General features: G+C 71.6%; 12 protein-coding genes and 1 pseudogene. 1 reads left to right on the top strand and 12 read right to left on the bottom strand.

What is annotated here, in order from left to right; genetic code table 11:
• Nucleotides 1-72: 72 nt before the first annotated feature.
• The 6 genes and pseudogenes from MQN93_RS21470 to MQN93_RS21445 all read right to left on the bottom strand — a co-directional run bounded on the left by MQN93_RS21470 (nt 73) and on the right by MQN93_RS21445 (nt 5,148).
• Nucleotides 73-1,797, bottom strand: coding sequence for a PP2C family protein-serine/threonine phosphatase (locus tag MQN93_RS21470; protein ID WP_242710845.1), 1,725 nt, complete (start codon nt 1,795-1,797; stop codon nt 73-75).
• The gene (locus MQN93_RS21465; protein ID WP_242710844.1) at nt 1,794-2,855 is read right to left on the bottom strand and encodes a SpoIIE family protein phosphatase; all 1,062 of its coding nucleotides are present in this window, start codon (nt 2,853-2,855) and stop codon (nt 1,794-1,796) included. The genes MQN93_RS21470 and MQN93_RS21465 overlap by 4 nt, the downstream gene beginning before the upstream one ends.
• Entirely contained in the window at nt 2,855-3,295 is a 441-nt protein-coding gene (locus tag MQN93_RS21460) for an anti-sigma regulatory factor (RefSeq protein WP_016433162.1), read from the bottom strand. The genes MQN93_RS21465 and MQN93_RS21460 overlap by 1 nt, the downstream gene beginning before the upstream one ends.
• Nucleotides 3,295-3,714 carry an STAS domain-containing protein gene (locus MQN93_RS21455; RefSeq protein WP_016433161.1) on the bottom strand — a complete coding sequence of 140 codons (420 nt, stop codon included), beginning with the start codon at nt 3,712-3,714 and terminating at the stop codon, nt 3,295-3,297. The genes MQN93_RS21460 and MQN93_RS21455 overlap by 1 nt, the downstream gene beginning before the upstream one ends.
• Nucleotides 3,711-4,610 (bottom strand): annotated as a pseudogene (locus MQN93_RS21450) (STAS domain-containing protein). Before MQN93_RS21450 ends, MQN93_RS21455 begins: the two are co-directional and overlap by 4 nt.
• Before the next feature lie 172 nt (nt 4,611-4,782).
• Nucleotides 4,783-5,148: an STAS domain-containing protein gene (locus MQN93_RS21445; RefSeq protein ID WP_016433159.1), complete on the bottom strand. Its 366-nt coding sequence runs from the start codon at nt 5,146-5,148 to the stop codon at nt 4,783-4,785.
• A 269-nt stretch (nt 5,149-5,417) separates the two neighbouring features.
• Here MQN93_RS21445 and MQN93_RS21440 point away from each other — a divergent pair, with 269 nt between their 5' ends.
• Nucleotides 5,418-5,840 (top strand): ATP-binding protein, encoded by a 423-nt coding sequence (locus MQN93_RS21440; RefSeq protein WP_242710843.1) that lies wholly within the window; start codon nt 5,418-5,420, stop codon nt 5,838-5,840.
• 54 nt (nt 5,841-5,894) lie between these two features.
• Here MQN93_RS21440 and MQN93_RS21435 read toward each other — a convergent pair whose 3' ends face one another.
• The 6 genes from MQN93_RS21435 to MQN93_RS21410 all read right to left on the bottom strand — a co-directional run.
• Nucleotides 5,895-6,329 (bottom strand): ATP-binding protein, encoded by a 435-nt coding sequence (locus MQN93_RS21435; protein ID WP_016433157.1) that lies wholly within the window; start codon nt 6,327-6,329, stop codon nt 5,895-5,897.
• Nucleotides 6,330-6,466: 137 nt separating this feature from the next.
• A complete protein-coding gene (locus MQN93_RS21430) occupies nt 6,467-8,374 on the bottom strand; it encodes an AMP-dependent synthetase/ligase (RefSeq protein ID WP_242710842.1) in 1,908 nt (635 codons plus the stop codon).
• Nucleotides 8,375-8,550: 176 nt separating this feature from the next.
• Entirely contained in the window at nt 8,551-9,639 is a 1,089-nt protein-coding gene (locus tag MQN93_RS21425) for a glutamate--cysteine ligase 2 (protein WP_242710841.1), read from the bottom strand.
• A 59-nt stretch (nt 9,640-9,698) separates the two neighbouring features.
• Nucleotides 9,699-11,909, bottom strand: a complete 2,211-nt coding sequence (gene glgB / locus MQN93_RS21420) for a 1,4-alpha-glucan branching enzyme (protein WP_242710840.1) — start codon at nt 11,907-11,909, stop codon at nt 9,699-9,701.
• 4 nt (nt 11,910-11,913) lie between these two features.
• Complete coding sequence (locus tag MQN93_RS21415; RefSeq protein ID WP_016433153.1) at nt 11,914-13,275, bottom strand: maltokinase N-terminal cap-like domain-containing protein; 1,362 nt, start codon at nt 13,273-13,275, stop codon at nt 11,914-11,916.
• 28 nt (nt 13,276-13,303) lie between these two features.
• The coding region (locus MQN93_RS21410; RefSeq protein WP_242710839.1) for an alpha-glucosidase C-terminal domain-containing protein at nt 13,304-13,547 on the bottom strand (244 nt) is incomplete at its 5' end.

Below are 13,547 nucleotides of genomic sequence, written 5' to 3'. Positions count from 1 at the left end.
GCACCACCATGCCCTCCCGGGTTGCGACACGCATCGGGAAAGGGAAACAAAATGATCGATCTGCCGGTCGTTCTAGGCCAGGTCCGTGGCGATGTGGCACAGGAGCAGGCAGATGTCGTCGTCGCGTTCGGAGTCGCTGAGCAGCGGGTCGAGGATGCGGTCCGCCGAGCCGTCCAGGTCGCCCTCCAGCGCGTGGGGCGGGAGGTCTTCGAGCGCGTGGGCGAGGCGGGCGATGCCCGGGTCGATGCCCCGCGCGCGCCGTTCGACCAGTCCGTCCGTGTACAGGGCCAGTGTCGAACCGGGCGGCAGGCTCACCGTGTGGTCGTCGATCTCCTGGTGCAGCGGGATGCCGAGCATGGCACCCGGCTTCTGGTCCAGCGTGTGCACCCGCCCGTCGGGGGTGCGCAGCACCGGCGGCGGGTGGCCCGCGGCGGCCCAGGTGAGCGTGGGCTCGGCGGGGTGGAAGCGGGCGATGACCGCGGTGGCGTACAGGTCGGGCTGCAGATGGTGCAGGAAGGTGTGCAGCCGGGTCAGCAGGGTGCCGGGGCTGCCGCCGTCCACGGCGTACGCGCGCAGTGCCGTGCGCAGTTGACTCATCATCACGGCCGCGTGCAGGCCGTGGCCGGTGACGTCACCGATGACCGTGATCAGGCTGCCGTCGGGCTGACGGAACGCGTCGTACCAGTCGCCGCCGATGTTCAGTCCGTGGGTGGCCGGCAGATAGCGGGCGGCCAGCCGCAGCCCCGGTGTCGTCGGCAGGTCCGTGAGCAGGGCCCGCTGGAGCGTCTCGGCGATGTCGCGGTGGTGCTCGAAGCGCCGGGCGTTGTCGATCGCGATGCTCGCCCGCCGGGCGAGTTCGATCAGCATGACGGCGTCGTCGGGGTCCCAGCCGTCACCGGGCGGCGCCAGGGTCAGCACCCCGAGCGGTGCCCGGCGCGTCGGCAACGGGATGCACAGCAGGGGCAGTTCGGGGTCGAGCGCCGACGGCGGCTGGTCGTCGACCCCGGGCAGCCCGCCGGGGCCCGGCCCGGCGTACTGCGGGCGCCCGCTGCGGGCCGCGACGACCGCGGCGGCCGGGTGGGGCGTCGGGGGCTGCCGGTCGCCGTCGCCGTCGAACAGCCAGACGTCGACGCTGCGGGCGTACTCGGGCACGAGCAGCTCGGGCAGCCGGCGCACGATCTCCTCGTGGTTGAGCGACGAGGTCAGTACGGCGCTGGTGTTCGCCAGGAAGGTCAGCCGCCGTGAGGCCTTCTCCGCCTCCCTGCGGGCCTTGCGCTCGGCGGCGAAGGCCTCCCGCTGCGCGCGCCCGGCCGCGTCCAGCTCCGCGTGCAGCGCCACCACACCCTGATTGGTCTGGTGCAGCTCCTCCCGGTGGAAGGCGACCAGCTCCTCCTGGTCGGCGAGCTTCTCCAGCACCACCGCCGTGTCCTCGTCGGCCCAGAGCAGCGACTCGGCCGGCTCCGGCGCCTCGTCCGGCGGCTCGCAGCCGTCCACCGGGGCCGCGGCCCCGGGGCAGTCGACGGTGGCGCGCCACGGGGGCTGCGCGGCGGACTGCGCCGGGTCGCAGGGGACCAGCGACACGTGCAGCGCCCCCGGTTCCGCCCCGCCCGCGGTGACGTCGAGCGTGAGCAGCCAGGCGCCGCCCTTGGTCAGGCACTGGCGCAGCTGGGCGCTGAGCGCGGTGGTCAGCCGGGTGCGGTCCAGGGCGGGAACGCCGTACGCGGCTGCCAGCCGGGCGGTGGCGATACGGGCCCGGGCCGCCTCGGTGACGTCGTCGATCTGCCAGGTGCGTTTCATCCACGGTCCCGTGGGGTCGGGGCCAGTACGGCCACTGCGGTGTCGTCCCGGACCGGCCGGGCGGCGCTGCCCGCGTCGCGCAGGGTCACCGCCGCGACGACGGCCGGGTCGGCGGACAGCAGTTCCGTGCCGGCCGGCGGCGTCCACCGGCTGGGCAGGCCGTCGCTGTGCAGGACCAGCGTCCGGTCGGCCGCCCACGGCAGCCGCTCCTCGCGCAGCGTCCCGGGACGGTGGACGCCGACGATGCCGGGGCGGGAGAGCAGATGGCGCCAGGTGTCGCCCTCGCGCAGCCGGGCGCCGATGTTGCCGATGCCGGCGAAGCGGAGCAGTCCGGCGCCGCTGTCGACCTGGGCGACGGCGACGGCGGCTCCGCGGGTGCCCCTCAGGGCGGTGTCGAGCTGCCGCAGGCACTCGGCGGGGGTCAGGTGGGCGCAGCCGTGCAGTGCCTCCACCGCGGCGGTCGAGGCGCGCGCCGCCTGCGGACCGTGCCCCAGTCCGTCGGCCAGCATCAAGGTGGCGCGCTCTCCCGACCGGACCCACGCCCAGGCGTCGCCCGAGGTCTCCGCCCCGCCGAACGGCACATTGACGCCACCGGCCCGCAGCTCGTGTGTCACGGCCGGTCCGGCGCCCCGCGCGGCGGCGGTACCGATCCGGGCCAGCGCCACCGTGCCGCGTCCCGGTGCGCTGTGCAGAGTGAAGTCGTCGGCGACGCGCCGGCAGGTGCCCAGGCCCGCGCCCAGCGAGCGGGCCGTGGAGAAACCGTCGCTGAGGGCGGCGGGGACGTCGCCGATGCCGGGACCGTGGTCGATCGCGGCTATCTGCACCAGCAGCACCGGTGTGGGGGTGTCGGCAGGAAAGGGCGCGGGCACGAGCTCGACCAGGAGCTGCCCGCCCCGGGCGTGCTTGACCAGGTTCGTGGCCAGCTCGGTCGCCACCAGCGAGACCGCCGCCGTACGGTCCGCGTCGAGACCGGTCGCGGCGGCGGCGCGCTCCGCGGCGACCCGGGCGTCGCGCACCCGGGTCGAGTCATGCACGGGAACGTCCCATACGAGGGGCATCAGAACTCCTCGCGCGGCCTCGGCGGAGCGGACACCCAGGAGACGACCGTCACCGTGGTGCCCACGCCCACGGTGCTCTCCAGGGAGAACTCGTGCACCAGCCGCCGGGCGCCGCCGAGCCCCATGCCCAGGCCGCCGCCCGAGGTGTACCCGTCGCTCAGTGCCTGTTCCAGGTCCGCGATGCCGGGGCCCTCGTCGCAGAAGGCCAGTTGCAGCCCCACCGCCCTGTTGCGGGTCACCCGGGCCGAGTCCATCCGGCCGCCGCCGCCGTGCACGAGGGTGTTGCGGGCGAGTTCGCTCGCCGCGGTGACCAGCTTCGTCTGCTCCACCAGACCGAAGCCGAGGAGGCTCGCGGCCTGCCGCACGTGCTGCCGCACCCACACCAGATCCATGTCCGAGCGGATCGGCAGGCAGGCTTCCACGCCTGCGGACGTCGGCATCACGGATGCCCCGCGGCGAAGGGGCCGTCACCGGAGCCCGGTCCGGTGCGGGCGAGCAGGTCCATGGCCGCCTCGGTGTTCAGGGCGGTACGCAGTCCCGGCAACGTCAGCCCGAGCTCCACCAGCGTGATCGCGACGGCGGGCCGCATCCCGGCCACCACCGTGCGGGCGGCGAGCAGCGAGGACTGCGCCGCGATCTCCGCCAGGACACGGCCCAGGAAGGAGTCGACGATCTCCATGCCGGAGATGTCGATGACCACACCGGTCACGCCGCTGGTCGCGATCGTCGCGCCGATGTCCTCCTGGAGCTGCTGGGCCGCGCTGTCGTACAGATCGCCCTGCAGGGTGACCAGCAGGACGTCGCCCAGCCGGAGCACCGGGACATGGGCGGAGGCAGGGCGGTCGAAGTGCTCGCTCACCGGGGTCCCGCACCGCCCGTCGCCGGACTGATGATGCCGGAACCCAGCTCGTGCAGGGCGTAGGCCAGCGCGTCGGCCAGGCTGGCCCGGGTGACCACCGTGCCGAGATCCAGACCGAGATGGACGATGGTCTGCGCGATCGCGGGCCGGATGCCGGAGACGACGCACTCGGCGCCCATCAGCCGGGCGGCCGCGACCGTCTTCATCAGGTGCTGCGCCACGAGCGAGTCGACCGTCGGCACCCCGGTGATGTCGAGGATCGCGAAGCGGGCGTGCTGCTCCACGATGGCTTCCAGCAGCGTCTCCATCACGACCTGGCTGCGCGCACTGTCGAGCGTTCCGATCAGCGGCACGGCCACGATGCCGTCCCACAACTTGATGACGGGCGTGGCCACTTCGAGCAGCTGGAGCTGCTGCCGCTCGATGAGGGCCTGGCCCTCCGACAGTGCGGTGTCCAGAACGACCAGCCGCAGCGTGCCCATCAGCACGGTCAGCGCCGTCGTGCAGTCGCGTATCTAATCGGCCGGTGCGTCCGGGAGATCGGCGATCAGCAGGTTCAGCACGGGCGGGCGCAGCGCGTCGACCTCGGCCGACACCTGCGCCGTGGTGAATCCGGCGCGGGAGCGGGCGGCGCCCATCCGCGCCAACTGCTCGCGCACCACGGTGAATCCGGCGGCGTCCGTGTCGTGCATCCGCCCGGTGTCCGCGACGTCGGCCAGCGCGTCGACGACATGCCGTGCCGCCTCGGCGGCCTCGTCCCTGGACACGGTGAACACGCTGCGGAACATGGACTCGTCGGCCCAGCGCTGGGCGATCTGCTCCCGGCGGCGGCGGAGGAACCCACCGACCTCCTCCGCGGGCGATCCCTGTGTTCCGGCGGCTTCCTGCTCCGGCACGTGCTCACTCCTCATCCGAGTCGTCCGCGTCGCACGGGGCGACCCTCCGCAAGTCGGGTGCGGGGGGAGCAACTCTGTCGGCTGTTGTCGACTGTCGTCGGGCGACAACCTTAACCATGGCCAAAGGTTGCCCAGGACCTCGTCCGGTCCACCGGTCCCACCACGACCGGGATCACTCCTGCGCCTGGAGGATGCGGACGAGCGCCTCCTCGGCGCTCTGGGACACCGGCACCGTGATGCTCACACCCGTGAGATCGAGGACCCGTTGCACGGCCGGCGTGGGCGAGATGATGTGGACGCTTCCGGGCAGTTCACGGGCCTCCTGGTAGACGTGCAGGATGATCCTCAGGCCCGAGGAGTCCATGAACGGCACTTCCGAGAGATCGAGCAGGAAATGCCGCCGCCCGTGATGCAGCTGGTTGGCCAGATGGTGTTCGAACTCCGTCGCGGTGTCGACGTCCAGATAGCCCTTCACCGTGATGAGCGCCACGTCCTGCGCGGGCAGACTGACCTCGACGGACAGAGGGGTGTGGGCCATGGACACGGTTACCTCCAACAGCTACGGGTACTACAGCGGTCCTGCGCGGTTACCCCTGATCACGAGCCTCATGCACGGGCATGCGCGAACCGTGTGCCGGGTCTGCGGGGCACGTCGTGCCGATTGCAAACGAGCGGGCCGGGTAGCTGCTGTTGTGGGACAGATATCGGCCACGCCGGCAGCGGCGGAACCGATCGACCGAACCTTGAGCATGGAGGGCTGTGGATGGTGGAGGAGCAGTGAACCGGCCCGGCGGGACACGAGCCACGATGCAGGTGACCACTGCTGCCGCCGCCCGCGCATACACGCGGGCAGTGGTACGGGAGCAGTGGGAGTCGGCCGTCCGCACGGCACGTGAGGCAGACGTCATCGATCTGCTCCTCGTCGTGTCCGAACTCGTCACCAACGCGATCCGGCACGGTGACGGTCTGGCGGGATTCGACGTCACCCCGGCGCTCGGCGGGGTCCGGATCACCGTCCAGGACAACAGCGACGTCGTGCCGGACCCGGCCTACGGCTCCGGCGCCCTGCCCGCGGTGCATCAGGGCAGCGGGTACGGCTGGCCGCTGATCATCCGGCTGGCACGGGACATCACCATCGAGCGACGCCCCAGGGGCGGCAAGACGATCAGCCTGCTGGTCCCGCTGCGTGCCGCGGACCGGCACGTGCCGGGCGCCGAGCAGCCGGCGTAGAACCCCGCGATCAGCTTCACCGGGGCCGCAGGACTTCACCGGTGCGGGAGGACTTCACCAGGGCAGGAAGAGGTGGATGTCCTTCCCGCTGTCGTCCGTGGCGACGCTGATCTGGTCGCACAGGGCATGCAGGAGATGCCAGCCGACCCCACCGCCCCCGCCGTCGGGATGGAAGGGGCGGGGCGCCGGAGGAACGGTGCTCGTGTCGTGCATGACCACATGGACGCCGTCGAAGGTCCTGCGCATCCTCAGCTCGAACGGCCCCGGCGCGTACTGGATCGCGTTGGCGGCGAGCTCCGTGACGACCAGCAGCACGTCGTCCCAGTGCTCCTGTGTCGCAGGGGGTGTCACCTCCGCAAGGTCCTCCAGGAAACGCTCCGCGTCGAGGCGGGCGTCCGTAACGTTGTGCAGCTCGCCGGGGAACCGAGTGATCCGTTCGGGTATCTCCCCGGGAGTCGGCGTCTTGTTCCAACGCGGTTCGGTCGCCATCTCACCTTTCCCGCCCCGTCTCTTCGGCGCCGCCTTTCCGGCACTCGTATCTCTGGAGTGTCCACGTTCCCAAGCAGGCGGAGGTCAAGCATTTCTGAACCGTCACATCCGGCTCGATCACGGAGGGTCACGCGTCCTCAGCGGAACACGTTGTCCGCCTCGTCCCAGCTGGAGAGCTCGTCCGGCACCGTCTGTCGCGGCGCGCGGGTACGGGCCTGGTACATCGCGTCGATCTCGAAGGCGTAGTGCTTGACGATCGCGTCCCGGCGCAGCTTCATGGACGGCGTCAGCAGACCGTTGCTCATGTCGAACGGCTCCGCGAGCACCCGGAAGACCCGGATCGACTCCGTGCGCGAGACCGCGCTGTTGGCGGCGGCCACGGCCCGTCCGATCTCCTCCCGCAGCGCGTTCTCCTCGCGGGCCTCCCGGCTCGGGCTGCCCGCCTGCAGCGCCAGGGTGCCGCGCCAGTACGCCAGGAACTGCGGGTCCAGGGTGATCAGGGCCCCCACGCAGGGGCGGTTGTCGCCCACGACGACCGCCTGATGGATCATCGGATGCATGCGCAGCCGCTGCTCCAGGGCGGCCGGGGCGACGCTCTTGCCGCCGCTGGTGACGATGATGTCCTTCTTGCGGCCGGTGATCGTCAGATAGCCCTCCGAGTCCAGCCGCCCCAGGTCACCCGTGGCCAGCCAGGCGCCGCGCAGCGCGGCCCGCGTCGCCGGCTCGTTGTTGACGTAGCCCTGGAACACCGACGGGCCGCGCACCAGGATCTCGCCGTCGTCGGCCACCATGATCTCCGTGCCCGGCAGGGCCTGTCCCACCGTGCCCGACATCTCGCGGCCCAGCGGCTGTGCCGTGACACCGCCGGCGGACTCGGTCAGGCCGTACCCGTCGTTGACGTAGATGCCGATCCCCTCGAAGAACAGGGACAGTTCACGGCTGAGGGTCGAGCCCCCGGACGAGGCCCGGCACACCCGGCCGCCGAGTGCGGCGCGCAGCTTGCGGTACACCGTCCGCTCGAACAGGGCGTGCTGCAGCCGCAGATCGAAGCCGGGGCCCGAACCGCCGCCCAGCCGGTGGCGTTCGTTGGCGGCGGCGAAGTCCCGCGCGGTGTCGGCGGCCCGCTCGAACAGGGCGCCGCGGCCCGACTCCTGGGCGGCGCGCAGGAAGTTCTTGTAGATCCGCTCGAAGAGGGAGGGGACGGCACAGATGTACGTGGGACGGAAGGACTTCAGCGAGGCGGACAGCGCTTCCTCGCTGAGATCGGGTTCGTGCCCCATCAGCATGCCGCCGCGGATGCACAGCCCCTGCACCATCAGGCCGTAGACGTGTGAGAACGGCAGGAAGGCGAGGACGGTGCCCTGCTTCTCGCCCGGCGGGATCACCGTGTGGCCCCAGCCCGCGAGGAGGGTGTCGCAGGGGCTCGCCAGATTGCGGTGGCTCAGCGCGCAGCCCAGGGGATGGCCCGTGGTGCCGGAGGTGTAGGTGACGGCGGCGGTGGAGTCCGGCAGCACGATGCGGCGCATGGACTCGACCGTGGCGAGCGGGATGTACGTGCCGCGCTGGACCAGGTCCTCCAGCGCGCCCGCGTCCAGCTGCCAGACGTGGCGCAGCTGCGGCAGCGCCCCGCACACCGAGCCGACCGTCATCACCGCCTGCTCGTCCTCCACCAGCACGGCCACACAGCCGGCGTCCCTGAGGATCCACTCCACCTGGTCGCGCGAGGAGGTCGGGTAGATGGGGACGATCTCGGCCCCCACGGCCCACAGGGCGTAGGAGAGCACCGTCCACTCGTACCGGGTCCGCGCCATGATCGCCACGCGGTGGCCCGGTGAGATACCGGACGCGATCAGGCCTTTCGCCAGATCGACGACCTGGTCGCGCACCTCCACGGCGGTGACCTCCTCCCAGGTGGTGGAGGAGGGGTCGGGCCGGCGGGCGAGCAGCGGAAGGGTGGGGTCGAGGGCCGCCGTCTCGAAGATGCTGTCGGCCAGCCCGCCGGTCAGGGGCGAGACACTGGGGGGAGCGAGGGCGAAGTCGCGCATGCGCTGCTCCTGGGCTGTACGGAGGGTGACCACGTCGACGAGTTCCGTTGTCGACGGTGCTCGAATCTAGCCCAGCTCAGTGCGGATGGTGACCAGAACTTGTGAAGTTGCACACCCGTGATGATCTCGGCATGTACCGGGGATGTGAACTCCCGTGCGCGCAGCGGCTCTCGGGGTCAGGTCCGGGTGTGCCGGGCGCACGCCGTGACGACCTCGCGCAGGCTTCCGGTCTGCTCCAGGAGCCTGCGCTGGATCCGTGCGCCGGTGCCGTCGTCGAGGAGTTGGGCACAGCCCACCCGGGCGCGCTCCAGGTCGTCGCTGTCGGTGAGCGCCTGCCCGGTGTGCTCCAGCAGGGCGGCCACCACCGAGTCGGCGGGCATCCGGCGCATGGTCGCCGGGTGCAGCAGTTCCCCGTCGAGGCCGGAACGCGCGGCCCGCCAGGCGGCCATCCGCAGCAGGTTCACGCTGTGGTCCGCCGGTTCACGCCCGGCCCGCCACTCGCGGGCCGCGGTCTCCACGAGCCCCCGGGCCAGCAGAGCGACGAGCACCGCCGTGGAGGCGTGCAGACAGACGTCGGCCACGCGGATCTCCACCGTGGGATACCGCTGGGAGAGCCGGGCGTCGAAGTACACCATCCCCTCGTCGAGGATCACTCCGCTCGCGACCATGTCGGCCACCCGCCGGTGATAGCGCTCGGCCGATCCGAACGGCTCGGTCGGCCCGGCCGACGGCCAGCGCTGCCAGACCTGGCTGCGGTAGCTGTCGTAGCAGGTGTCCTTGCCCTGCCAGAAGGGGGAGTTGACGCTCAGCGCGCTGAGGACCGACAGCCAGGGCCGGATGCGGTCGAGGACCGCGACGCCCTCCTCGTCGGACTCGACGGCCACATGGACATGGCAGCCGCACACCAGCTGCTCCTGGGCGGCGATGCCGAACTGCTCGGCCATCCACTCGTAGCGGCGGCCCCTGCCGAGGGACGGGCTCACCGGCAGCGGTGAGCTGGCCAGGGCGGCCACCGTGCACCCGATCTCCCCGGCGTGCCGGGCGGCCTCCTTACGGCAGCGGACGATCTCCGTGCTCAGGTCCGCCATGTCGGCCTGCGGGTGCGTGGCGAACTCCAGCATCTGGCCGTAGAGCTCCTTCTCGAACACCTCCTGGCCCGGGTCGTCCTGCTCCGCCCGGGCGAGCACCGCGGTGGACAGCACCTTGGGCTCGCCGGTCTCCGGGTCCACCAGGAGGAGTTCCTCTTCCACTCCGACGGTCCGCACTGAGGCCGCCTCTCTGTGACATCGCCGGGTCTACGACATCACCGAGTACCCCGCTTTCGTCACTGCAAGGGGGTGAGCCAGACCGTCGCGAGCGGCGGCAGGGTGAGCGTGATCCGTTCCTCCTCGACCTTGACGTCGTCGGGGTTGATGACGTCACTGCCGCCGTAGCGCGCGGCGTCCGTGTTGAGGATCTCCCGCCAGGCGGGGATGCGGTCGGGCGCCCAGAGGCGGTAGTCGTGGCGGACGACGGGGGAGAAGTTGGAGACCGACAGCAGCGGGGTGCCGTCGGTGGCGTAGCGCAGGAACGCGAAGACGTTGTCGTCGGCCGCGTCCCCCAACACCCACTGGAAACCGCCCGGTTCGGTGTCCCGCTGCCACAGTGTGGGGGTTGAGCGGTAGATGCCGTTGAGATCGCGGACCAGGTCGCGCACCCCCCGGTGGTCGGCCTCGGCGCCGTAGCCGGGGTCGAGCAGCCACCAGTCCGGGCCGTGCTCCTGCGACCACTCGGAACCCTGTGCGAACTCCTGCCCCATGAACAGGAGTTGCTTGCCGGGATGGGCCCACATGAAGCCCAGATAGGCACGGTGGTCGGCCCGGCGCTGCCACCAGTCGCCGGGCATCTTCGACACCAGCGCCTGCTTGCCGTGGACGACTTCGTCGTGCGAGATGGGCAGGACGTAGTTCTCGCTGTAGGCGTACACCATCGAGAACGTCATCTCGTTGTGGTGGTACTTGCGGTGCACCGGCTCGTGGCTCATATAGCCGAGCGAGTCGTGCATCCAGCCCATGTTCCACTTCAGCCCGAAGCCAAGACCGCCGCTGTCGGTGGGGCGGGTCACGCCGCCCCAGGCCGTCGACTCCTCGGCGATCGTCACCACACCGGGCGCCCGGCGGTACACGGTCGCGTTCATCTCCTGCAGGAACGCCATCGCGTCCAGGTCCTCGCGCCCGCCGTGCACATTCGGTGTCCACTGGCCCGAGTCGCGCGAGTAGTCCAGGTAGAGCATGGAGGCCACGGCGTCCACGCGCAGGCCGTCGATGTGGAACTCCTCGCACCAGTAAACGGCGTTCGCCACAAGGAAGTTGCGCACCTCGACGCGCCCGAAGTCGAACTCGTAGGTACCCCAGTCGGGATGCTCGGCACGCCGTGAGTCTCCCGGCTCGTACAGCGGATCGCCGTCGAACCGCGCCAACGCCCAGTCGTCCTTGGGGAAGTGGGCGGGCACCCAGTCCATGATCACACCGATGCCGGCCCGGTGCAGCGAGTCGATCAGATACCTGAGGTCGTCGGGCGTGCCGAGCCGTGCGGTCGGCGCGTAGAAGCCGGTGACCTGATAGCCCCAGGAGGGACCGAAGGGGTGCTCGGCGAGCGGCATGAACTCGACGTGGGTGAAGCCCAGATGCCGCACGTACTCCGGCAGCTGCTCAGCGAGTTGACGGTACGTCAGCCCAGGTCGCCAGGAGCCGAGATGGACCTCGTAGACGGAGAACGGCGCCTCGTGCACGGGGACGTCCCCGCGGTGCGCCATCCAGTCCGCGTCGCCCCACTCGTAGTGCGAGGCCGTCACCACGGAGGCCGTCGCGGGCGGCGCCTCGGTGCGCCGCGCCATCGGGTCCGCCTTGAGGAAGCGGCCGCCGTGGCGGGAGGTGATCTCGAACTTGTAGCGTGCGCCCTCGCCGATACCGGGCACGAACAGCTCCCACACCCCGGACGAGCCCATCGAGCGCATGGGCAGCGCCGTCCCGTCCCAGCAGGTGAACTCCCCGGCGACGCGGACCCCTTGGGCATTGGGCGCCCACACCGTGAACCGGGTCCCGGTCACGCCCTGGTGGGTCATCGGCTCGGCGCCGAGCGCCTTCCACAGCTGCTCGTGCCGGCCCTCGCGGATGAGGTGCAGATCGAGTTCGCCGAGGGCGGGCAGGAAGCGGTACGGGTCCGCCGTCTCGTGCTCGCCGTCGGCGTACGCCACCGCCAGCGTGTACTCGGGGACCGCGTCGAGCGGCAGTACGGCGGAGAACAGACCGTCGCCCTCCGACGTCAGGGCATGTCTCTGCCCGCCGACGACGACATGCACCGAGCGGGCGTACGGGCGCAGGGCCCGGATGACGACCGCGCCGTCCACCGGGTGGGCGCCCAGCAGCGCGTGCGGATCGTGATGCCTGCCGGACAGCAGGCGCTCGCGCTCGGCCGGATCCAGGGCGGGCGCGGCGCCGCTCGGGGCGACCAGCGGGCCGGAGGACTCGGGAAGCGAGGTGTCACGCAGGGCCACGGGTTCAGCCTCCTCTCACGGCGAGACGCTCGATCGCCGCCATCGGTACGGGGAGCCAGTCCGGTCGGTGCCGGGCTTCGTACAGGACCTCGTACACGGCTCGGTCGGTCTCATAGGCACGCAGCAGCGCGTGCTTCTTGCGGGGGTCCCAGGCGGCCCGGTCGGCGTAGCCCGCGCAGTACGCCTCGCGGCAGCGGCGGGCCCATTCCGGGCGCCAGGGGCGGCGTTGCCGTGCCGCGTAGTCGAAGGAGCGCAGCATGCCCGCGATGTCCCGCAACGGCGACTGGGGGCTGCGCCGTTCGGCGAGCGGACGGGACGGCTCGCCCTCGAAGTCGATGACGAACCAGTCGCGGCCCGCCCGCAGCACCTGACCCAGGTGCAGGTCGCCGTGGATGCGCTGGGCGGGCGGCCCGGAATCGCAGGTGACCAGCGCGCCGAACGCGCTGCGCAGACCGGGCACATAGGGGTGCAGCGCCGGCACGCAGTGCGCCGCGGAGACCAGCCGCTCGGTCATGTCCGCCACGGTCCGCCCGTTCTCGTCGTGCGGCCCGGCGGGGAACGCGGCGGCCAGCGCCAGATGTACGTCCGCGGTGGCCCGGCCGAGCGCACGGGCCTGCGCGGTGAAGTCCTCACCGGAGGCCAGCGCCTGCAGCGCCAGCGTCCAGCCGTCGGAGGCGTCCGGCAGGAACGGCTGCAGCACGCCGAGGGTCGCCTCCTGGGGGTGCGTGGTCCTGAACCATGCCACGGGTGCCGGTACCCGGCGGCAGCCCTGCGCGGCCAGCGCCCCCGACACCTCGAGGTCGGGGTTGACGCCGGGCTGGATGCGCCGGAAGACCTTCAGGATGAACGCGTCGCCGTACACCAGCGAGGAGTTGGACTGCTCGGCCTCCAGGACGCGCGGCGCCAGACCGGCGGGCACCTGCACGGCCGGGTCGGCCTCGAAGCGCAGGGGGCCCGCCGCGCCGGGGTGGCGCAGCCGGTCCAGGAGCAGCTGTGCCGAGCGGGGGTCCTGCAGCGCGTCGTAGACCAGCAGCCCGGCGAGCGGGCCCTCCTCGGCCCGGCCGATCAGGGCCCGGCCGAGCCTCGGCGAGAGGTTCTTGCGTACGCCGAGGAGGAGTTGGTAGCAGTCACCGGCGGGCGCGGCGCCGCTGGGCGCGGGCACCGCGGAGTGCCCCGCGTGTACCAGGAGATGCAGACAGCCCGGAAACAGCTCGGTGACGGACAGCAGACTGAGGTCCGTGACCGGCCGGTCCTTGCCCGCGAACCAGCGCTGGCGCGGCAGCCACTCGCGCAGCAGCCCGGCGAGCGAGGCCATGGGCCCGGTGACGACGCCCCGTCTGGGGCTCAGCGATGCGGTCTTCTGCATGGTGACGCGTCCTTTCCTCGGCGCACGCTCAAGCTCGTCGGCCGATGCGGGATGCGACTCGGGTGAGCCGGAACCAGTAGAAGCCATGGCCGGCGAGGGTCAGCAGATACGGCAGCTCGCCGATGGCGGGGAAGCGCACCCCGCCGATGAGCTCCACGGGATGACGTCCGTCGTAGGCACGCAGATCGAGTTCGGTGGGCTGGGCGAAGCGGGAGAAGTTGTTCACGCACAGCACCAGGTCGTCCTCGTACTCACGGAGATAGGCCAGGACC

The organism is Streptomyces spinosisporus (assembly GCF_022698145.1).
Lineage (GTDB): Bacteria > Actinomycetota > Actinomycetes > Streptomycetales > Streptomycetaceae > Streptomyces > Streptomyces spinosisporus.
The sequence above is the reverse complement of the archived record's forward strand: the minus strand, read 5'-3'. Positions and strand labels throughout refer to the sequence as shown.